Genomic DNA, 20,277 nt, shown 5'->3' with positions numbered 1-20,277 from the left:
GCATCAAGTTTCCATGCTTCGTCCGGCGATGATTAAGTCTACAATAGGCCTCCACTTTTTGTTTGAGGAGGATGGCATGTGGCAAAAGACAGTGATGGCGCTGGGATTGGCGGCGGTTTGCGCGGGCTGCACGACCGTAGAAGACCGCCGTGCCGCCGATGAGGCGAAATGCCGGTCCTATGGCTTCACCAAGAAGAACGACGCCTTTGCCGAGTGCCTGCAGCGCATCGACCTCGATCGGCGCGCCGAACTTCGAAGGGTTTCTGCTTTCGATCCCTGGGACAGGCCGATCATCTATCGCCCGATCATCATCCGGCCGCGGCCCAAATAGTCCAAAGTCAGGCCAACACAGCCGAACTAGTGGTACCATATTACGTCAGTCCGGCAGCGCGGCTAATAGGCGCTCAAGATTAACCCCCTGGCCTCCTTGGGCTGTGTCTGCCGAAGTCGTCTTACTGCGCCCGACTTCCTTTTGAGCTAACGAAACAAATTGCCTGACGTTCTCGTAGGCGAGTCGCCTCAGCCGATCTCGCCTCTGGGCGTCAGATTTGAACCAATCTTTGGAGATTTCATGCGCGACCACCAGTGGGTCTAGAATCTTTGGGCGGTAACCTCTGTAGGCTGGTGGCTTTGCGGCCCCGTGTTCGTTAAGAATCTGATTCTTAAAGAAAATCCTTCCTTGTTCGGTCAAAATAGATGAATTAAAGCACAACTCAGTCAATCGCTCTCTTTTTTGTTTTTCGCTAATAATGTCGGTGGATGTAGAAATAACTAGATAGACCTCTTGAAGGTTTGCAATAACGTCATTGCTCCATGTCGTAACATGGTCGATCCTGTACTCGCCCTTTTTGAACTGACTCCAAGCAACGAATATCGCCAGCGCAGATAGAACTGCTGAGGCCACTGCAGCGTAGGCTTCCATCATTAATCCCCCCAAAATAGCAACGCACTGTTAGCATATTTCTTCACAAACGAGACCATGACGTTTTCAGACATGCCAACTTTGCGTGTTCGAATTCGATGAATCGCAGGTCGGTCGAATTCGCGGAGCTGGTCCTGTCGGGTCGTTTGATTCCGCTCGCCACGCTGCCGCTGCAGCTGTACCAACCGCCTTACCCGCCCACCATCGCCGAAGGGAACTGATATCGGTCATGGCAGTCACCGAGAAACTTACGATCAGGAACGTGCTTCTGGCCGGCATTCTCTTGATGCTGGCCGGCGACTTCATGTTCGCGCTGAACGACGCGATGGGCAAATGGCTGGTTGCCAGCTTCTCGGTGGGGCAGGTGGTGCTGATCCGCTCGATCGGCGCCTTCATCGTGCTCGGCCCGATGATCGCCAACCAGGGCACCGCAAAACTGTTCCAGATGGAGCGACCGGTCCTCCAGCTTCTGCGCGTTCTGGCGACGACGGTCGACACCGCTCTGTTCTACGCCGCCGTGGTCTACCTGCCGCTCGCCGATGTGATGAGTTTCTACATGGCCGGGCCGATCTATGTGGCCGCACTGTCGCATTTTCTGCTCGGCGAAAAGGTCGGCTGGCGCCGCTGGGCAGCCATCCTGGTCGGTTTCTGCGGCGTGCTGATCATACTGAAGCCGTCCTCGGCGGCGTTCTCGCAGTCCTCGCTATTCGCGCTGGTCGGCAGCATTGCCTTCGCCTTCGCCATCATCCTCAGCCGCCGCCTGCGCGGCACCAGCGACACCACATTGGTCACCTGGCAGACCATCGGCACGCTACTGGTCGGCGCCGTGATGACCATCGGCGCCTGGAAGACCCCCTCGGCGCTCGATTTCGGCGCCATGCTCCTGCTCGGCATCGTCTCCTGCAGCGCCCATCTGATGATCACAAGAGCGCTGAAGCTGGCGCCGGCCTCGACGCTGGCGCCGCTGCACTACTCCCTGCTTCTATGGGCCGTGATTTTCGGCCTGGCCTTCTTCGGCGACGTGCCGGGACCGCGCATCCTGATCGGCTCGGCCATCGTCGTGCTCGCCGGCCTGTTCATCTTCCACCGCCAGAAGGTGGTCGAGACAGTGGTGCCGCCGGAGAACGTGCCGAAAGGCGTGAACTGACCATCTTCTTGTTTTGACGCAATTCCGGACGGAAAACCGCTTCGCACTTTTCCTGGAATTGCTCTAACCCTTTCGCACAGCCGCCAGGTGCCGTGAAAACTCCGGTGTCTCCATCAGCGCCTTGCAGCGGGCGAAACGGCCGTCGGCATAGGCGCGGAAATCCTCGACCGGATTGTTGTTGGCAAGCTGGATCAACCCCCAGAGCGTCCACAACAGGTCGCACATTGCCTTGTAGATGACGATACGGCCGCGCTCGGCCGGTTTCGCCTCGCCGCCGAAATAGGCGCGCATCATCTCTTCCTCTTGCGCTGTGTCGAACCTGCCTTCGACCGAGAGGTCGCCGAGATCCCAGAGCGGATCGTTCATCCCCGAATATTCCCAGTCGACGATCCACATCCGCTCGCCCGTATCGAGAAAATTCTCGCACAGCGGATCGCAATGGCATGCGGCAATCGGCAAAGGGTGGGCGGCAAGCGCGGCCCGCACCGTCTCGGATTCGCGCACAACGTCGTGGTAGCCGGGCGGCAAGGCCACGTCCTTGGTCGATAAAACCTTGAGATAGTCGTCGATCATCGCAAACAGTTCGAAGTGGAACGGAAACACCGCGCCGGAGGAATGCAGCTTGCGGAAGGCTTCGCCGGCGCGGGCCGGGCTGCCGGCGCGCAGCTTGAACTTCTCCGGCGACATCGTCTCGGCGCCGGCAACGAAGCGGCTCGCCATCACGCCCGTCTTGGGGTCGACATACAGAACTTCTGGACTGACGCCGGCTTTGGCTGCCTCGCTCGCGGCGACGGCTTCGTTGGCGCGGTTGATGTACTCCTCGGTGCCTTTGCCGGGGATGCGCAGGCAGATATCGCCGGCCCGGAAAACGAGATTGGTCATCCCGCCCAATCGCTCTAGCGGTCCGCCATAGCCGGCCAGTGCCGGAATCGCCGCAAGTGTTGCGCGTGCCTCGTCCGTCCCCATGCCTGTTGCCCCTGGCGGTGTTATTTCTTGCGACAACGGTTCCACAGTTTTCGCCGTTTGGCTATCATCCGATCGACAGTGAGCAGCGAGCTGGCGGAGAAACAGCGATGGCGGGGAACAAGGATCATGGCGGGCTCGGCGCCGCCTATGCGGCGCAACGGCCCGAGGACGTGGCCGCGATCTATGACAACTGGTCGGAAACCTACGATGCGGACATGTCGGCCGCCGGCTACCGCCATCCGACGATCTGCCTGGCCCTGCTTGCCCGCCATCTGCCGCGTGGCGCTGCCCCGCTGCTCGATGCCGGCGCCGGCACCGGGCTGATCGGCGAATGGCTGGCCATTACCGGCTATCCCCAGGTTGAGGCGCTCGATATTTCGCAGGGCATGCTGGCCAAGGCGGCGGCAAAGGGCGTTTATTCGGCGCTGCATTGCCTGGCGCTTGGTGGGTCGCTGCCCTTTGCCGACAATGCCTATGCCGGCATCATCTCGGCCGGCGTCTTTACCTCCGGCCATGTCGGCGCCGAGGGGCTGGACGAACTGATCCGCATCTGCCGGCCGGACGGCGTCATCGTGCTGACGGTCAAGAACACGCTGTGGAACGCCGGCTTTGCCGAACGCATCGCAGCATTGGAGGCCGAGGGCAGGGTCGTTCGCGCCGAGGAGACTGTGCCCTATGTCTCGATGCCCGGCGAAGCCGACACGGTGCCCAGTCGCGGCCTTGTGTTGCGCGTGAGGTGATCCAGGGTTCGTCTAAGCTTTGATCGTGCTCATCGACGGATCATACATCGGCTCGAGATGGATCTTGGCCGGCGTCCGCTCCATCGCCACCACCAGCTCATAGTCGCCCGAGATGAGGAAGTCGTCGCTGACGCCATCGGCGTTGCGCACATAGCCATAGCCGATGTTCTTAGCCACCGTGTAGCCATAGCCGCCGCTGGTGAGGTAGCCGACCTGTTCGCCATTGCGCAAAATAGTCTCGCGTCCGACCAGCACGATATCGGGATCGTCGACGGTGAAGCCGGCAAAGCGTTTCTTCAGGTCGGCACCGCTGATCTTTTCAAGTGCCCTTCGGCCGACGAAATCGGTGTTCTTCCTGAGTTTCACGGCCCAACCGAGGCCTGCCTCCTGCGGCGTATCGTTGGGCGTGATGTCGGAACCCCAGGCGCGATAGCCTTTCTCCAGCCGCAACGATTCCAGGGCCCGGTAGCCGATCGGACGGATGTCGTGTTTCGCGCCCGCAGCCATCAGCGCATCGAAGATTTCGCCGGTGGCGGCGATCGGCACATGCAGTTCCCAGCCGAGCTCGCCGACATAGGTGACGCGCAACGCCCTTACCGTGTGACCGGCGATCTTGATCTCGCGCACATGGCCGAATGGGAAGGCGGCATTCGAGACATCTGCCTCGGTGACCGCTGCCAGCACATCCCGGGCCCGCGGGCCCATCAGCGACAGCGTGCCGAACTCCTCGGTGACATCTTTCAGCGTCACGTCGAGGTCCTCGCCGACATGGTCGCCGATCCAGGACAGATCATGCGTGCGGAAGCCGGTGCCGGTGACGATGTAGAATTTGTCTTCGGCGAGCTTGGCCACGGTCAGGTCGGCTTCGATGCCGCCGCGCGTGTTGAGAAGCTGCGTGTAGGTCAACCGTCCCACAGGCTTGGCGACATCGTTGGCGCAGATCCAGTCCAGCGCCTTCGCGGCATCGGCGCCCGTCATCTCGTATTTGGCAAAGGAGGATTGGTCGAAGATGCCGACCTTTTCGCGCACATGCCGGTGCTCGTCACCGACGGCTGAGAACCAGTTCTGCCGGCCCATCGAATAGATATCTTCAGGCTTGGTGCCCTCGGCCGCAAACCAGTTCGGCCGCTCCCAGCCGAGTTTCGAACCGAACACGGCGCGGTGAAGCTTCAACCGGTCATAGAGTGGCGAGACGATGCGCGGCCGGCCCGAGACGTACTCCTCATGCGGGAAGCCGATCGTGTAGTGCTTGCCATAGGCTTCCAGCGTGCGGTCGCTGACCCATTGCCGGTCGCGATGCAGTCCGGAAAAGCGCCTGATGTCGACCACCCAGAGGTCGAGCGGCGCCTCGCCATCGACCACCCATTGCGCCAGCACCCATCCGGCGCCGCCACCCGACGCAATGCCGAAGGCGTTGAAGCCGGCGCCGACGAACATGTTGGCGCATTCGGGCGCGACGCCGAGGATGAAATTGCCATCCGGGGTGAAGCTCTCGGGCCCGTTGATCATCTGCTTGACGCCGGCCCGCTCCAGCGCCGGCACGCGCGCGATCGCCTGGCTCATATGCTGTTCGAAATGATCGTAGTCGTCGTCGAACAGCCGGAACTCCCACTCGTCGGGGACATCGCCGCCGGGCAGGCCGGTCGCCCAGGCCTGCGGGTTCGGCTCATAGCCGCCCATCACCAGCCCGCCGACCTCCTCCTTGAAATAGGTGCGGCGGTCGGGATCGCGGATGGTCGGCGCGTCGGTCGCCAGCCCGTCGATCTTTTCGGTGATGATGTATTGGTGCTTGACCGGCTGCAACGGCACGGAAATGCCGGCCATCGCGCCGACCTGGCGCGCCCATTGCCCGGCGCAGTTCACTACCTTGTCGCAGGCGATGTCGCCCTTGTTGGTCTTCACCGCGGTGATGCGCCCGTCCTTCATGTCGAAGCCGCTGACGCGGACGTCCTCGAACAGTTTGGCGCCATGCATGCGCGCCCCCTTGGCCAGCGACTGCGTGATGTCGGAGGGGCTGGCCTGGCCGTCGGTCGGCAGCCAACTCGCGCCGACGAGATCGCTGGTTTCCAGCAGCGGCCACATTCTTTTCACCTCGTCCGGCGACAGCAACTGCATGTCCATGCCGAAGCTTTTTGCCGTCGTCGCCAGTCTTTTGTATTCGGTCCAGCGGTCGCCGTTGGTGGCAAGCCTGAGGCACCCGGTCATCTTCCAGCCGGTGGCGAGCCCGGTTTCGGCCTCCAGCCCCTTATAGAGCTCGACCGAATATTTGAGCACGCGGGTGATCGAGGCCGACGAGCGCAACTGGCCGACCAGCCCGGCCGCATGCCAGGTCGAACCGGAGGTCAGCTTGCCCTGCTCCAGCAGCACGACATCGGCCTTGTGGTCGCGCGCCAGATGATAGGCTGTCGAACAGCCGATAATGCCACCGCCGATGACGACGATGCCGGCATGGTTGGGCAAGGTCATGGCTGTGTCCCGTATTTCGTGCGGTAATTGTCGAGCGCCGCGTCGAGCCGCGTCAGATTCTCTGCGGTGTAAGCGACGTAATCGATGCCCGGCGCATCGAGATAAAGCTCGGAAACCATGCTCCACATCGCCTCGCGCAGCAGCGACGCGCATTGCATGGCGGCGTGCGAGCGGCGGATCGCCTCATCCGGCTCGCGCATGAAATAGGCGGTGAGGAAGGCGAAGGACTCGGCGTCGCTCATCTCGGCATTGGAGGCAACGCCGGCAAGATCGAACATCGCGGTGTTGAAGCCGGCATATTCGAAGTCGATCAGCCACAGCCTCTCACCGTCGTCAAGAATATTTGCCGGCAAAAGATCATTGTGGCCGAACACGATCGGCAGCAGTTTTTGCGCCCGCTCCAGCTCGTCGGCCAGCGCCAGCAACCGTGGCAGCTCGTCTCGCTTGCGGCTGCCGCCTTCGCTCAGTGTGCGCGCATAGTCGCGGATGACATGGAAGACCCAGAACATGAAGCCGGCGCCGGAGATGTGATTGGGCATCTCGCGATGGAACCCGCGCATAAGGGCGGCGACGCGGCCGATATTGGCGCGCACGTCTGCGGCGACATAGGTTTTTGCGCCGAGAAACTCGGTGACCATGATGCCGGGCTCGGAATATCGGACCGCCGGCGCGAAGCCCGCTTCATGCGCAGCCCGCGATGTCATCACCTCGCGGTCGCGAAAGACGTGGTGGAACGGATAATCCTGGCCGAACCGCACGACGTGCCGCCCGGCCGCGTCCTTGACCAGATAGTTGGCGTTGCTGAGGCCGCCCGGTAGCGGTGCAATGTCGACGCTGCCGTTCCAGCAGGGCAAGGCCCGGATGCGATCTTCAGCAGTCACGGGGCACCCCTGATTTGGCGGAGACACAACAAGACGGAGGGAACAGCGCAATCAGGGCGGAGGAAACACAAAAACCTCGTCGGTGCGGCTCGCCGGAATTTCTATCCAGCGCCGCACCGACGAGCCCCTTTGGCCAGGTTTTGATACCCGGTCTCCGCCCCCGCGGATTTGAAAAACCTTTGTGCCAGATCAATCCTAGACGGTCTGGCCAGACGGTCCGGTCCGTGAATTGCGGCTCTGCCATCACCCTCCCGTGGCAGTTCCGAAGCCTGTCACGCCATCAATGTCACGCCAGTGCCGCCCGGGTGTCAATCAAATGTTGTGACTTTTTTTGGGTGTTTTGCCCGAAACCACCTGCAATTCCTTTAAAAACGTCTGTATTGCCCTAAAACCGGGCAGATCGTAAAAATTCAGGAAGCCACATGATCCATTCGAAACGGCATGGCGAGATCCTCCGTCTCCTGAAGGAAGAGGGCACCGTCACCATTGCCAGCCTGGCGGACCGGCTGGGGGTCTCGCTTGAAACCGTGCGCCGTGATGTCAAGCCGCTCACCGGCAACGGCTCGGTACTGAAGATGCACGGCGCCATCGGCCTGCCGTCGATGACCGGTGAAGCGCCGTTCGAGCGGCGCATGCGCGACAATGCCGATGCCAAGCGGCTGATTGCCCGCATGGTCGCCGCCACCATCCGCGACGGCGAGTCAGTGATGCTGGATACCGGCACCACAACCTCGTTCCTGGCCCGCGAACTGCTCGGCCACCGGCGGCTGACGGTGGTCACCAACTCGTCCGACATCGCCCGCACGCTGGCCACCGTCAACGGCAACAAGGTCTATATGGCAGGGGGCGAACTGCGCAGCGATTCCGGTGCAGCCTTCGGCGCCTCGGCGATCGACTTCGTCAGCCGCTTCTCGGTCAGCCACGCTGTGATCTCCATCGGTGCTGTCGATGCCGCCGCGGGCCTTGCGGACTATGATCTGGACGAAGCGGAGTTCGCCCGCATGGTGCTGTCGCGCGGCCAGCGCTCGCTGGTCATAACCGACCACACAAAATTCGGCCGCCAGGGTCTGGTTCAGGTTTGCGGCTTCGACGGCTTTTCCGAACTCGCCACAGACCAGCCGCCGCCGCGCGACATTGCTGCTGCCCTGGCAGAGGCTGGTGCACGCCTCAGCATCGCAGCCGCTTAGCGAATTCTGATCCTCCGAGCACCGGTGCGCGGTTCCCGACAAATCTTTCGCTCAAGCCTGCGCCTCGCAATGTTCATGCAATCCGGTCGCCGCAAACAGCGCCTCATCGAAATGCGGGCCCAAGCGAATCGCCCGTATCAGCAGTGAGGTCACCATGCCTGCAAGCGACGCCTTGTCTTTCCTCATGGCCTGGACGCTGGCGCCGCTCCGGATCGGCTCGGTCACGTCCTCCAGTTCCAGCCTCGCGGCTCTGATCACGCGCGAGATCGGTGCCGAGACCGGTCCGGTGCCGGAACTTGGACCGGGCACCGGCCCGTTCACGCGGGCGCTGCTGGAACGCGGCGTCAGGGAGCAGGATCTGACCCTGATCGAGGCCGACCCCGACTTTGCCTCGCTGCTGACGCGCCGCTTTCCCGCCGCGCGCCTCGTCGAAATGGATGCGGTCGGTTTGCGTCATCCGCCGCTGTTCGACGGTCCGGTGGTGGGGGCCGCCATCAGCAGCTTGCCGTTTCGGTTGATGTCACCGCGCAAGGCTTTCGCTATACTGGAAGGCGTGTTCGACGCTCTGCGGCCGGGCGCGGCCCTCTATCAATACACATTGGGCGGCCGCTGCCCTTTCGGCCAGACATTGCTCGACAGGCTCGACCTGGAAGCGACCCGGCTTGGCCGTACCTTCCGCAACTTCCCGCCGGCGACGGTGTATAAGGTGTCCAGGATCAAGAACCTCAAGACCTACGACTGGCGCTTCTCATGACCGATCCGCTGTCGGCGATCCTTGGCCTCGGCCTGCTCGGCGTCGCCTGCCTCGCCTTTACCGAAAAGATCCTGCCGTTGCCGCCTTCGCATGTGCTGCTGCTCTTTCTCGGCATGACGGCAGCGCCGGATCTATCGCGGCTGGCGATCCTGCTTCTGGTGACGACGCTGTCCGCCATCACAGGCTGCCTTGTCTGGTATTCCGTGGGACGGCGGATTGGACCCGATCGCGCCGACAGGCTGGTCGAGCGTTTCGGCAAATATGTCTGCCTGCGCTATGCGACCTACAGCAGGCTTGCCGAGGCCTATCGCCGCCATCATGTCAGGGTGTCCTTGCTGGCGCAGTTCATCCCGACGGTGCGCAACTATCTGCCGATCGCCGCCGGTGCGCTGTGTCTGCCGCCCTTGCCCTTCGCGGCGGCGACGCTGCTCGGTGCCACGCTTTGGAACACGGGCTTTCTGGTCACCGGTTATCTCATGCGCGGCAGCGGCCGGGATTCCTATGCCATCGGCTTTCGCATCATCGTCATCGTCGTGGCGCTGGAAGCGACCTTCATGCTTGCCTTGCGTTATGGTCCGGAGTGGCGGCGGCGCATCAGGCTGTTGTTCGGCTGAGCGCGAGGCGCGCGCCAGCTATCGTGCCAGGGATAAGCCAGCCGCCTACTTTCCTTCCCTGCCGCGCCGGTGTTTAGTCCGGCCATGGCCTTCACCATCCGCCAGCTGCAGTTCTTCATTGCCGTCGCCGAGCAAGGCACGGTGTCGGGCGCGGCCCAGAACCTCTCCATCTCGCAATCCTCGGTCACTGAGGCGATCAAGGAACTGGAAAGCGATCTCGGCGTCGAATTGTTCGAACGCCATCCGCGCGGCCTTAACATCACCCACAAAGGCCACCAGTTCCTGCGCCATGCCACCAAGATCCTGGCCGACGTCTCCGATGCGCGTCGCGCTTTCTCCGATGATCAGGTGGTGGCCGGCGGACGCCTGCAACTCGGCGTCACCTCGCTGGTCGCCGGCTATGTGCTGTCCGATCTTCTGGCGCGCTACCGCCGCGCCTATCCCGGCGTCGATGTCTCGGCCATCGAGGACAATGGCGACTATCTCGAGCACCTGCTGATCGGCGGTAAGCTCGACATCGCCGTCATGGTCACCTCGAACCTGCGTGACCGCACAGCGCTGCAGTCGGAAATCCTCGAAGTCTCGGCCTACCGGCTGTGGGTGCCGCTCAGCCACAAGCTGGCCAGCGCCGACATTATCGGCATTGGCGACATCGCCGGCGAACCGCTCATCATGCTCACCGTCGACGAGATCGAGGAAAGCACCGGCAAGCTTCTGGCGGCGATCGGCGCCAAGCCCTATGTCGCCTTTCGCACACGTTCTGTGGAAGCGGTTCGCAGCCTGGTCGCCACCGGTGCGGGCGTGGCGCTGCTGCCCGACCTCGTCTACCGGCCATGGTCGCTGGAAGGCGACCGCATCGAATCGCGTGATATCTCAGGCACTTTGCCGGTGGTCCAGGTCGGCATGGTCTGGCGCCGCGGCTCCGGCCTGCCGCAAGCGGCGCGCGACTTCATCGGCCTCGCCCAGTCGCAGCGCACAGTGCGCCAGCAGCGCTGATAGTCTTTGCTTTTTTGCATGTCGTTCTCTCAAAACCGGGACCACTTTTGAGCGACATGCATTCGGTATCTATCTATCGGAAAAACCGATATCGTGTTTCTGATAAATGAATTTGCGAAACCGGAGTTTTCCAAGCACTTTTCGTTTCAGGGACGAAAGCCGCCATCAGAGCGGCGACATGTCCATCGGACGAACTGATGCTTTTCAGCCTGCGGCTGACCGCAGCGAAGACCGGCTTCGCAGTCAGGCGCCAAAATGGGAGATTGACGATGAATTCATTTCTGAAGACGTGCACGGCTTTGACGGTAGCGCTGACCTTTTCCGGTCAGGCCGTCGCCCAGGTCAAGGAGCTTGGCAAGGGCGAAGGCGAGGTCAGCATCGTCGCCTGGCCCGGCTATATCGAGCGCGGCGAAACCGACAAGGGCTATGACTGGGTGACCTCCTTCGAGAAGGAGAGCGGCTGCAAGGTCAACGTCAAGACCGCCAACACGTCCGACGAGATGGTCTCGCTGATGAATGAGGGCGGCTTCGACCTCGTCACCGCCTCGGGTGACGCCTCGCTGCGCCTCGTCGCCGGCAAGCGCGTGCAGCCGATCAACACCGATCTGATCCCGAGCTGGAAGAGCGTCGACGACCGCCTGAAGGACGCGCCCTGGTTCACCGTCGACAAGGTGCATTACGGCGTCCCCTATCAGTGGGGTCCGAACGTCCTGATGTACAACACCGATGTCTTCAAGGAAGCGCCCAAGAGCTGGAACATCGTCTTCGAGGAAATGAACCTGCCGGACGGCAAGTCCAACAAGGGCCGCGTCCAGGCCTATGACGGTCCGATCCACATTGCCGACGCCGCCAACTATCTGATGTTCCACAAGCCGGAACTCGGCATCAAGGATCCCTACGAGCTCAACGAAGACCAGTACAAGGCAGCGCTCGACCTGCTGCGCGTCCAGCGCACGCTGGTCGGCCGCTACTGGCATGACGCCGCCATCCAGGTCGACGACTTCCAGAACGAAGGCGTCGTCGCCTCGGGTTCATGGCCCTACCAGGTCAACACGCTGGTCGCCGCCAAGAAGCCGGTCGCCTCGACGGTGCCGGAAGAAGGCGTCACCGGCTGGGCCGACACCACAATGATGGAGGCCGACGCCGCGCACCCGAACTGCGCCTATATGTGGCTCGAACATTCGCTGTCGCCCAAGGTCCAGGGCGATGTCTCGGCCTGGTTTGGTTCGTTGCCGGTCGTGCCCGCCGCCTGCAAGGGCAACGAGCTTCTGACCGACGAAGGCTGCAAGACCAACGGCTACGACAATTTCGACAAGATCAAGTTCTGGAAGACGCCGGTCTCGAAGTGCGCCACCCAGAACGACCAGTGCGTGCCCTATTACCGCTGGGTGTCGGACTATATCGGCGTCATCGGGGGGCGGTAATCGCTCTCACCCTCCCCTTGTAGGGAGGGTCGACGCGCAGCGTCGGGGTGGGGGGCGCGGCGGTTCGTGCCAAGCACCCCCACCCGCGGCTTGGCCGCGACCTCCCCCATCTGGGGGGAGGGCGGGTTACGCACGACATCAGAAGATCAACCAGGCAACAGACTGACAGCCCATGACCTCGGCCGTTTCCTTCCAGAAAGTGTCTCGCCATTTCGGCAGCGTGCGCGCCGTCGATGCGGTTGACCTCGACATCGTGCCCGGCGAATTCTTCGCCATGCTCGGCCCCTCAGGCTCCGGCAAGACGACATGCCTGCGCCTCATTGCCGGCTTCGAGCAGCCGACCTCGGGTTCGATCTCGATCTTCGGCGAGCGCGCTGAAGGCGTGCCGCCCTATCGCCGCAACGTCAACACCGTGTTCCAGGACTACGCGCTGTTCCCGCATCTGAACGTGCTCGACAACGTCGGTTACGGGCTGATGGTCAAGGGCGTCGGCAAGGCCGAACGGCAGAAGGCGGCGGAAGAGGCGCTGTCGCTGGTGCGCCTGCCCGGCTATGGCGCCCGCCGTCCCGGCCAACTCTCCGGCGGCCAGCGCCAGCGCGTCGCGCTTGCCCGTGCGCTGGTCAACCAGCCCAAGGTGCTTCTGCTCGACGAGCCGCTCGGCGCGCTCGACCTCAAGCTGCGCGAAAACATGCAGGAAGAGCTGAAGTCGCTGCAGAAGGCGCTCGGCATCACCTTCGTCTTCGTCACCCACGACCAGGGCGAAGCGCTGTCGATGGCCGACCGCGTCGCCGTCTTCAATGACGGCAAGATCATGCAGATCGGCACGCCGGAAGACATCTACCAGCGGCCGAAGACCCGCTTCGTCGCCGATTTCGTCGGCTCGTCCAACGTGCTGCCGCCGGATTTCGTCCAGCGTTACTCTGGCCAGCACCGCTGGGGCAGCTTGCGCCCTGAATCCATTCGCATAGGCCGCGCTGCGAAAGGCGATGGCGTTGCCGCCCGCCTGGTCGGGACCAACTATCTCGGCGCCACCACGAGACTGGCGCTCGACGCCGATGGCTTGAGGCTGCACGCCATCGTGCCGGCCGGCACAAAACTGCCGGCGGAAGGCGAAGCGGTGGTGCTCACCTTCAACCGCGAGCATCTGCATCTGATGGACGAGCCGGCATGAGCCTCGACGCCGCCATGCCGCGCGCCACAGCCCCCGCCATCCTGCCCGGCAGCGGCGGCATGCGCGGTGCGCTCGCTGACCTGTTCTGGCGTCGGCCACAACTCCTGCTGTTCCTTATGCTGCTGCCGCCGGTTCTGTGGCTGGGCGTCGTCTATATCGGCTCGCTGTTCGCGCTGCTGGCGCAGAGCTTTTTCTCGATCGACGAATTCTCCGGCCTCATCAACCATGAGTTCACGCTGAAGACCTATGGCGACCTGTTCCAGGCCGCCAATCTCGACATCATCCTGCGCACCGTGACGATGGCGGCGCTGGTCACGCTGGCCTCGGCCGTCATCGCCTTCCCCATCGCCTACTACGCGGCGCGCTATGCCCGTGGCCGCTGGAAGGCGCTGTTCTATCTCGGCGTCATGCTGCCGCTGTGGTCGAGCTACCTGGTCAAGATCTACGCCTGGAAACTGATCCTTGCCAAGGAAGGCATCCTGACCTGGCTCCTCGCCAAACTGCATCTGCTCTGGATACTCGATGGCTGGCTGTCGCTGCCGGTCGTCGGCGGCAATTCGCTGTCGGTCTCCGCCACCGGCACCTTCATTGCCTTCGTCTATGTCTGGCTGCCCTTCATGATCCTGCCGGTGCAGGCAGCATTGGAGCGCGTGCCTGGCAATTTGGTCGAGGCGTCCTCCGACCTCGGCGCGTCGCCGGGCCAGACCTTCCGCAACGTGCTGTTCCCGCTGGCGCTGCCCGGCATCGTCGCCGGCTCGATCTTCACCTTCTCGCTGACGCTGGGCGACTACATCATCCCGCAGATCATCGGCACATCTAGGCTCTTCATCGGCCAGGCCGTCTATTCGCAGCAAGGTACCGCCGGCAACATCCCACTCGCCGCCGCTTTCACCGTGGTGCCCATCGTCATCATGGGCTTCTACCTCTGGGGCGCCAAGCGCATGGGGGCATTCGATGCGCTCTGACGGTTCGCAGTCCGCCCCGCTCGGCCTCAAGATAGCAGCCGCCTGCGGCCTGCTGTTCCTGCATCTGCCGATCCTGCTGATCTTCGTCTACGCCTTCACCACCGAGGAAAAGAGCTTCGTCTGGCCGCCGCCGGGGCTGACCACGCAATGGTTCGCCGTCACCTGGAACCGGCCGGATGTGTGGGAGGCGCTGTCGCTCTCGGTCCGCGTCGCCGCCATCTCGACGGCGATCGCACTGATCCTGGGCACGCTGTGCGCCGCCGCCGTATCGCGAACGAAATTCTTCGGCCGCGAGACCATCTCGCTGCTGGTCATCCTGCCGATCGCGCTGCCCGGCATCATCACCGGCATCGCGCTGCGCTCGGCCTTCTCGCTCGCCGATATCCCGTTCTCGTTCTGGACGATCGTGCTCGGCCACGCCACCTTCTGCGTGGTCGTCGTCTACAACAATGCGGTTGCCCGTTTCCGCCGCTCCTCGGGCTCGATGATCGAGGCCTCGATGGATCTCGGCGCCGACGGCTTTCAGACCTTCCGGCATGTCGTGCTGCCCAACATCGCGACCGCATTGCTGGCCGGCGGCATGCTGGCCTTCGCGCTGTCCTTCGACGAGGTAATCGTCACCACCTTCACCGCCGGCCAGCAGCAGACCGTTCCGATCTGGATGCTGGAGGAGCTGATCCGGCCGCGCCAGCGTCCGGTCACCAATGTCGTCGCCATGGTTGTGGTTCTGGTGACGCTGCTGCCCATCCTGTTTGCCTATTACCTGACCCGCGACGGCGACCAGATCGCCGGCTCGGGCAAATAACCGATAAGGGAGAGATGTCCATGGACACCCAGATGCTGATCGGCTCGACCTTCGACAAGGGCACCGAGACCGAGGAACCGATCCTCAATCCAAAGACCGGGGCGACCATTCTCAACCTGCCCGAAGCAAGCCCGGCGCAGATCGAGGCTGCTGTCGCGGCGGCGGAAAAGGCGTTCGTCACATGGTCGCGGACCACGCCGGCACAGCGCTCGGGCTACCTTCTCAAGATCGCCGACCGCATCGAAGCTCAGGCCAAGGAATTTGCAGCGCTCGAGGCGCTGAACTGCGGCAAGCCGATCAATGCCGTGCTCAATGACGAAATCCCGGCGATCGTCGACTGCTATCGCTTCTTTGCCGGCGCGGTGCGTTCCATGCCTGGCGTGGTCGCCGGCGAATATTTGCCCGGCCACACTTCGATGGTGCGGCGTGATCCGATCGGCATCGTCGCTTCGATCGCGCCCTGGAACTATCCGCTGATGATGATGGCCTGGAAGCTGGCGCCGGCGATTGCCGGCGGCAACACCGTCGTCTTCAAGCCGTCGGAACAGACGCCGCTTACGGCGCTGAAACTGGCGAAAATCCTGGCCGAGGTGCTGCCCGAAGGCGTCGTCAACGTCGTGCTCGGCCGCGGCGACAGCGTCGGCAACACGCTGATCAACAACGCCAAGGTCAATATGATCTCGATCACCGGCGACGTCGCCACCGGCAAGAAGGTGCTGCAGGCCGCTGCCAAGTCGGTCAAGCGCACGCATCTGGAGCTTGGCGGCAAGGCGCCGGTCATCGTCTTCGACGACGCCGACCTTGGCGCCGTGGTCAACGGCTTGCGCGCCTTCGGCTACTACAATGCCGGCCAGGACTGCACGGCTGCTTGCCGCATCTATGCCGGCAAGAAGATCTACGACAAGCTCGTCGCCGACCTGTCCTCGGCGGTCTCGACCATCAAGTACAACCAGCCCGACGACACCGAAAACGAGATCGGCCCGCTGATCTCGCGCCGCCAGCGCGACCGCGTCTCAAGCTTCGTCGAGCGCGCTTCGGAACTGAAGCACATCGAGATCACCACCGGCGGCAAGCCGGGCGAGGGCTCCGGCTTCTACTACCAGCCGACCGTGGTTGCCGGCGCGTTGCAGGAGGACGAGATCGTGCGCCGCGAAGTGTTCGGCCCGGTCGTGTCGATCACCCGCTTCTCCGAGGTCGACGAAGCCGTGACCTGGGCCAATGACAGCGACTATGGCCTGGCGTCCTCGGTGTGGACCAAGGACGTCTCGCGCGCCATGGCGACGGCCGCACGTCTTCAGTACGGTTGTACCTGGATCAACACCCATTTCATGCTGACCAACGAGATGCCGCATGGCGGACTGAAACAGTCCGGCTACGGCAAGGACATGTCGCTCTACGCGCTGGAGGACTATACGGCTGTAAGGCATGTGATGGTGGCCCACGGGTAGAGGTTGCCACTATCCATAAAATATTCGCCGTGCCGTTCTCTGTATATTAAGCGTAAGTTACTTTCGCCGCCCGACCAAAGTTCATGATTTACTGAATATTCAACCTGAACGAGCAGCCTCCTTGCCGAGAAACCGCGCGGCGAGGGGGTTTGCGCATGAATACGACCAAGATCAAGCTGGTCATGATTGGTGGGTTCTGCCTGGTGATGGCCTTCTTCGGCGGCAAGGACATGCTGAAGAAAGGCGGTTGGCCGGAAGTGCCGGCCGAGGTCATTGCGGTCAACGTCGAATGCGACATGGAATCGACTGCCCACAAGGTCGTCTACAAGACTGTCAGCACCGCCACGATCCCCTGCGAATTGGTTGAGGCGTTCAAGACGGTGCACGCGGACAAAGAGTGGAAGGTGAAACAGAAATTCACCGGCACCTTGCGCGTCGGCACCGGTTCCGATGCCGTCGAGACGACGATGGAGCTGAACAAGGACGGCGGCCGTGAGCCGCAGGTCGGCGACAAGCTCACCGTCGTCCAGAACCCCGCCAACCCGACCCAGATCGAGCGCACCGGCATGACCGGCGCGCGTCTGACGATCGTCATCGGCGGCGGATTGCTCGGCGCGCTGCTTCTCTATCTTGCTTTCAAACCCCGACGGCGGGCAGAGGCCTACGCTGCGGCCGGCAACCTTGGCGGTAATGCAGGCGCGGACCAGCGCGCCCGCCAGGCCGACGCCCTGATAGCGGCCGCCCTGGCCAAGCAAGCCACGCTGCCAAATCAGCCGGCACGTGTGGCGGCGGCCGGATTGGCCAGGGAAGGCCGCTTCGCCGGGCAGAAAACGAATTTCGGCCGCCGCAACTGACGGCCGAAACGCGCAGTTCCTACTCCACGATGCGGTAGATGTTCCAAAGGCTGGTGCCCGACACGACGAAGGGCTCAATCTCCTTGCCCCATTTGGCGTGGGCGTCGATCTTGCCGATCCTGGCAAAGAAACTCTCCAACTGGGCAAGGCTTTCGACCTGATGATGCGATTCCACCGTCGCTTCCCGGGCGCCGATCGAACCCGTCATGATCTGGAACTTGAGGTCGGCAATGCCGACCTGAGAGCCGATCTCGCGCTCCCATTTCTTGAGCAGTTCAAGCACGGTCTGCTTGTGCCCGAATTTGGCGTCGATCTGCCATCTGGCGCTGAACATGTCTCTCCTCCTCACTCGTCCCAGGCCTGCACGACGGTCTGTCGTGCAATCCGCCCATTCTTCAACTCCAGCATCGCCGCGCAGAACACTTTCGTTCCGTCCGGATAGGCGCAGGCCTGGGTGAAGGCGAGGTTGTCGCCATCGGCGATGGTGGTGTCGACCTTGTGGGTCATTGCCCGGCTGCAGATATCGTCCCAGAACGTGCTGATCGCCGCCCGGCCGCGGATCTCGCGCGGCTTGCTCGGCGGGTTGTTGCGATCGATCACCCGCACCAGCGCATCGTCGGCATAGAAGCTCGCCAGCATCCTGCCGTCCCGCCCTTCGATCGCTTTCTTGATCGCCGCGCCGTCCACGCTTTGCGTCTTGGTCAGCATTTTCTCCTCCATGGCCCGTCGGTCGGGCGGTTGATGATCACGAGCACTGCCCGGCGCCCATCGCCGGGCAGGGTTGTTCACTGCGACTTCGCTTTGACGGCCGCGAACACGCCGTCGGTCTGCTGCTTGAAGGTCGCGAAATCGACCTGGCTGCCGTTGAGCATCGTCGACCAGTGGCGCACGATGGCTGCCATCGCGATCGCCTCCTTGATCTCCTCATCGGTCGCGCCATTGAGCTTGGCGGCCTCGGTGTGGAAATAGATGCAGTACTGGCACGGGATCTGCGAGGCGACGGCGAGCCCCATCAGCTCCTTGGTCTTGCCGTCGAGCGCGGTCTTGGGGTTGAGCTGCACGCCCTTGATCTCGGCCCAGGCGCCGGCAACCGCAACGTCGGGCAGCGTCTTGAACATGTCCGGCACCGAGCCGAGCGTCGCCTCGATATCCTTGTAGGCGGCGGCCGCCGAGGCATCCTCGGCCTTGGCAGGGGCGATGGTGAACAGCGCGCCAACGCTTGCCGCTATCATCAGCGATTTGATCGATCTGTTTGACTTCAGCATTGCATCCTCCGTTCGCAGCGCCTTCCCGGCGACATCCGCCTGGGCTGCATGGAGAGAATTGGTAGCGCCGAGGCCACCTTGCCCGCTTCGCCCGAAAGCGCCATGGCTCCTATGGCCCGTCCGGGCCAGTGTGCCTGGCGGAAAATGCCGCTGCCGCTGCCCGCGACGGCAGGTCGAGCTTCAGCAATATGTTGGCGACATGACGCTTGACCGTATGCTCGCTCAGCCTCAGCTCGGCAGCGATTGCGGCATTGCTCTTGCCGTCGGCGATCAGGCCCACTACCTCGCTTTCGCGCGCCGTCAGTTGAGCCTGCTCGGCAGGCTTGGCCTTGGGACGGCAGGCCGGCTCGAGATGCTGTTCCGACGTCGCCTGGACCAGCGCCAGCGGCTCGTCCAGCTCATCCACCGTGACGCGCCCGGCATCGATGAAATGCAGGCCCGAACCGGCCGCCAGGTCAGCGACCAGCCGCGACGCCAGAATATCGCCGCGCCCGGCATGGGCGGCGATCTGCATCGTCACCCGTGCCATCAGCCCGACCGGCGGCCCGCGCATCTCGACCTCGCCGACATGCGCGCCCTGCGCGCATGCAATGCCCATATGTTGCGCCGCATCGCGCAGCGCCGCCGCGCAGCGTATGGCCCGCGCTGGCCCGTCGAAGCGCGAGATCATCAATTCGCCATGGATGCCGGCGACGCGTCCGCCATGACGGCCGACCAGCTGCCGCCAGCTCTCCTGGAAGCGCTGGCTGCGTTCGCTCCACATGCGGTCGCCCACCCGCGCCGTGTCGTAGATGCGTGTCGCCAGAAGAGCGGCAAGCACGCGATCCGCTTCGGCCACGGCACGCTCGCCGGTAAGGAATTCCTCGAGCAGGTCTGCTACCCGGTCGACGTCGCCGGTCCAGATCGGGTGATCGCGGCCGGGGATTTCGACCAGCCGCGCATTCGCGATCTTTTTCGCCAGGAAGCGGCTGGCGTCGGGGTCGACCCGCACATCGTTGCGGCGATGGAGGAGCAGCGTCGGTGCGCTGATCGCCGAGAGCACATCGCGCACGTCGATGTCGGCATTCATCCGGGCCAGCGCCGCCGCTGCCGTCGGGCTGGCCGACAGCCGTTCGAAGCGCGCCCACCACTGGGTGAAATGCGGGTCATCGACGCGGCCCGGCGCGAAGTTGGGCAAAGTTGCGCCGGTGCCCCATTCCGTGCCGACGGTCGCGATGAAGGCCTCGAGGCGGTCCGGCGGCATCACCCATTTGTGGAAATGCGCATAGCCGCCATAAAGCGCCAACGCCCGTGTCCTCTCCGGATAGGTGGCGGCAAACAGCATTGCCAGCGGCGCGCCTTCCGAGGCGCCGAGCAGGGCTGCGCGGCCGCTGCCGGTGGCATCCATCACCGCGCGCACATCGTCCATGCGGGTCTCTAGGCTGGGCAGATGGCGTGGGTCGACGCGGTCGGACAGGCCGGTGCCGCGCTTATCGAACAGGATTAGCCGCGAGAAGGCCGAGAGCCGTTTCAACAGCCTGGTATAGCCTTCGTCTTCCCAATGAAGGTCGAGATTGGAAATGAAGCCCGGCACGAAAACCAGGTCGAACGATCCCTGGCCGACCACCTGATAGGCGATCCGCACGTCGCCACTGAGGGCATATCGCGTCTCGATCGGCCTCACGACTGCATC

General features: G+C 63.1%; 21 protein-coding genes. 13 read left to right on the top strand and 8 right to left on the bottom strand.

Going from position 1 to position 20,277, the window contains the following annotated elements; translation table 11 throughout:
- The first annotated feature begins 76 nt into the window (after nucleotides 1–76).
- On the top strand, nucleotides 77–331 hold the full coding sequence (locus tag AC1DYC_RS23240; RefSeq protein ID WP_477410151.1) for a hypothetical protein: 255 nt from the start codon (nucleotides 77–79) through the stop codon (nucleotides 329–331).
- Nucleotides 332–376: 45 nt separating this feature from the next.
- Here the strand turns inward: AC1DYC_RS23240 and AC1DYC_RS23235 are convergent, their stop codons facing one another.
- Nucleotides 377–925, bottom strand: coding sequence for a hypothetical protein (locus AC1DYC_RS23235; RefSeq protein WP_477410150.1), 549 nt, complete (start codon nucleotides 923–925; stop codon nucleotides 377–379).
- A gap of 226 nt (nucleotides 926–1,151) precedes the next feature.
- Between AC1DYC_RS23235 and AC1DYC_RS23230 the strand changes: the two genes are divergently transcribed.
- Nucleotides 1,152–2,069: a DMT family transporter gene (locus tag AC1DYC_RS23230; RefSeq protein WP_477410149.1), complete on the top strand. Its 918-nt coding sequence runs from the start codon at nucleotides 1,152–1,154 to the stop codon at nucleotides 2,067–2,069.
- A 63-nt stretch (nucleotides 2,070–2,132) separates the two neighbouring features.
- Here the strand turns inward: AC1DYC_RS23230 and AC1DYC_RS23225 are convergent, their stop codons facing one another.
- Nucleotides 2,133–3,035, bottom strand: coding sequence for a phosphotransferase (locus tag AC1DYC_RS23225; RefSeq protein WP_477410148.1), 903 nt, complete (start codon nucleotides 3,033–3,035; stop codon nucleotides 2,133–2,135).
- A gap of 107 nt (nucleotides 3,036–3,142) precedes the next feature.
- On the opposite strand from AC1DYC_RS23225, the gene AC1DYC_RS23220 reads away from it, so the two are divergent.
- A complete protein-coding gene (locus AC1DYC_RS23220) occupies nucleotides 3,143–3,775 on the top strand; it encodes a class I SAM-dependent DNA methyltransferase (protein ID WP_477410147.1) in 633 nt (210 codons plus the stop codon).
- Nucleotides 3,776–3,787: 12 nt separating this feature from the next.
- Here AC1DYC_RS23220 and AC1DYC_RS23215 read toward each other — a convergent pair whose 3' ends face one another.
- Together AC1DYC_RS23215 and AC1DYC_RS23210 are read right to left on the bottom strand one after the other, a co-directional pair.
- Nucleotides 3,788–6,241 (bottom strand): GcvT family protein, encoded by a 2,454-nt coding sequence (locus AC1DYC_RS23215; protein WP_477410146.1) that lies wholly within the window; start codon nucleotides 6,239–6,241, stop codon nucleotides 3,788–3,790.
- Nucleotides 6,238–7,122, bottom strand: coding sequence for a phosphotransferase (locus AC1DYC_RS23210; RefSeq protein WP_477410145.1), 885 nt, complete (start codon nucleotides 7,120–7,122; stop codon nucleotides 6,238–6,240). Before AC1DYC_RS23210 ends, AC1DYC_RS23215 begins: the two co-directional genes overlap by 4 nt.
- A gap of 422 nt (nucleotides 7,123–7,544) precedes the next feature.
- Between AC1DYC_RS23210 and AC1DYC_RS23205 the strand changes: the two genes are divergently transcribed.
- The 10 genes from AC1DYC_RS23205 (at nucleotide 7,545) to AC1DYC_RS23160 (ending at nucleotide 17,340) form a co-directional block, all read left to right on the top strand.
- Complete coding sequence (locus AC1DYC_RS23205) at nucleotides 7,545–8,309, top strand: DeoR/GlpR family DNA-binding transcription regulator (RefSeq protein ID WP_477410144.1); 765 nt, start codon at nucleotides 7,545–7,547, stop codon at nucleotides 8,307–8,309.
- Between the two features lie 154 nt (nucleotides 8,310–8,463).
- Nucleotides 8,464–9,063: a class I SAM-dependent methyltransferase gene (locus AC1DYC_RS23200; RefSeq protein ID WP_477410143.1), complete on the top strand. Its 600-nt coding sequence runs from the start codon at nucleotides 8,464–8,466 to the stop codon at nucleotides 9,061–9,063.
- On the top strand, nucleotides 9,060–9,677 hold the full coding sequence (locus AC1DYC_RS23195) for a DedA family protein (protein ID WP_477410142.1): 618 nt from the start codon (nucleotides 9,060–9,062) through the stop codon (nucleotides 9,675–9,677). The genes AC1DYC_RS23200 and AC1DYC_RS23195 overlap by 4 nt, the downstream gene beginning before the upstream one ends.
- An 84-nt stretch (nucleotides 9,678–9,761) precedes the next feature.
- A complete protein-coding gene (locus tag AC1DYC_RS23190) occupies nucleotides 9,762–10,673 on the top strand; it encodes a LysR family transcriptional regulator (protein WP_181056415.1) in 912 nt (303 codons plus the stop codon).
- Between the two features lie 269 nt (nucleotides 10,674–10,942).
- Nucleotides 10,943–12,097 (top strand): ABC transporter substrate-binding protein, encoded by a 1,155-nt coding sequence (locus AC1DYC_RS23185; RefSeq protein WP_477410141.1) that lies wholly within the window; start codon nucleotides 10,943–10,945, stop codon nucleotides 12,095–12,097.
- 172 nt (nucleotides 12,098–12,269) lie between these two features.
- Complete coding sequence (locus AC1DYC_RS23180) at nucleotides 12,270–13,268, top strand: ABC transporter ATP-binding protein (protein ID WP_477410140.1); 999 nt, start codon at nucleotides 12,270–12,272, stop codon at nucleotides 13,266–13,268.
- On the top strand, nucleotides 13,265–14,233 hold the full coding sequence (locus AC1DYC_RS23175) for an ABC transporter permease (protein ID WP_477410139.1): 969 nt from the start codon (nucleotides 13,265–13,267) through the stop codon (nucleotides 14,231–14,233). Before AC1DYC_RS23180 ends, AC1DYC_RS23175 begins: the two co-directional genes overlap by 4 nt.
- Nucleotides 14,223–15,038, top strand: coding sequence for an ABC transporter permease (locus tag AC1DYC_RS23170; protein WP_477410138.1), 816 nt, complete (start codon nucleotides 14,223–14,225; stop codon nucleotides 15,036–15,038). The genes AC1DYC_RS23175 and AC1DYC_RS23170 overlap by 11 nt, the downstream gene beginning before the upstream one ends.
- A gap of 20 nt (nucleotides 15,039–15,058) precedes the next feature.
- Nucleotides 15,059–16,486: a gamma-aminobutyraldehyde dehydrogenase gene (locus AC1DYC_RS23165; protein WP_477410137.1), complete on the top strand. Its 1,428-nt coding sequence runs from the start codon at nucleotides 15,059–15,061 to the stop codon at nucleotides 16,484–16,486.
- A gap of 155 nt (nucleotides 16,487–16,641) precedes the next feature.
- Nucleotides 16,642–17,340: a hypothetical protein gene (locus AC1DYC_RS23160; protein ID WP_477410136.1), complete on the top strand. Its 699-nt coding sequence runs from the start codon at nucleotides 16,642–16,644 to the stop codon at nucleotides 17,338–17,340.
- A gap of 19 nt (nucleotides 17,341–17,359) precedes the next feature.
- Here the strand turns inward: AC1DYC_RS23160 and AC1DYC_RS23155 are convergent, their stop codons facing one another.
- From AC1DYC_RS23155 to AC1DYC_RS23140, 4 genes are all read right to left on the bottom strand, one after another.
- A complete protein-coding gene (locus tag AC1DYC_RS23155) occupies nucleotides 17,360–17,674 on the bottom strand; it encodes a hypothetical protein (RefSeq protein WP_477279241.1) in 315 nt (104 codons plus the stop codon).
- An 11-nt stretch (nucleotides 17,675–17,685) separates the two neighbouring features.
- On the bottom strand, nucleotides 17,686–18,048 hold the full coding sequence (locus tag AC1DYC_RS23150; RefSeq protein WP_023688799.1) for a nuclear transport factor 2 family protein: 363 nt from the start codon (nucleotides 18,046–18,048) through the stop codon (nucleotides 17,686–17,688).
- A gap of 77 nt (nucleotides 18,049–18,125) precedes the next feature.
- Nucleotides 18,126–18,605 (bottom strand): carboxymuconolactone decarboxylase family protein, encoded by a 480-nt coding sequence (locus tag AC1DYC_RS23145; RefSeq protein WP_477410135.1) that lies wholly within the window; start codon nucleotides 18,603–18,605, stop codon nucleotides 18,126–18,128.
- Between the two features lie 109 nt (nucleotides 18,606–18,714).
- On the bottom strand, nucleotides 18,715–20,268 hold the full coding sequence (locus tag AC1DYC_RS23140; protein WP_477410134.1) for an alpha/beta fold hydrolase: 1,554 nt from the start codon (nucleotides 20,266–20,268) through the stop codon (nucleotides 18,715–18,717).
- Nucleotides 20,269–20,277 lie beyond the last annotated feature (9 nt).

This window comes from Mesorhizobium sp. P2_E7 (assembly GCF_056403855.1).
The sequence above is the reverse complement of the archived record's forward strand: the minus strand, read 5'-3'. Positions and strand labels throughout refer to the sequence as shown.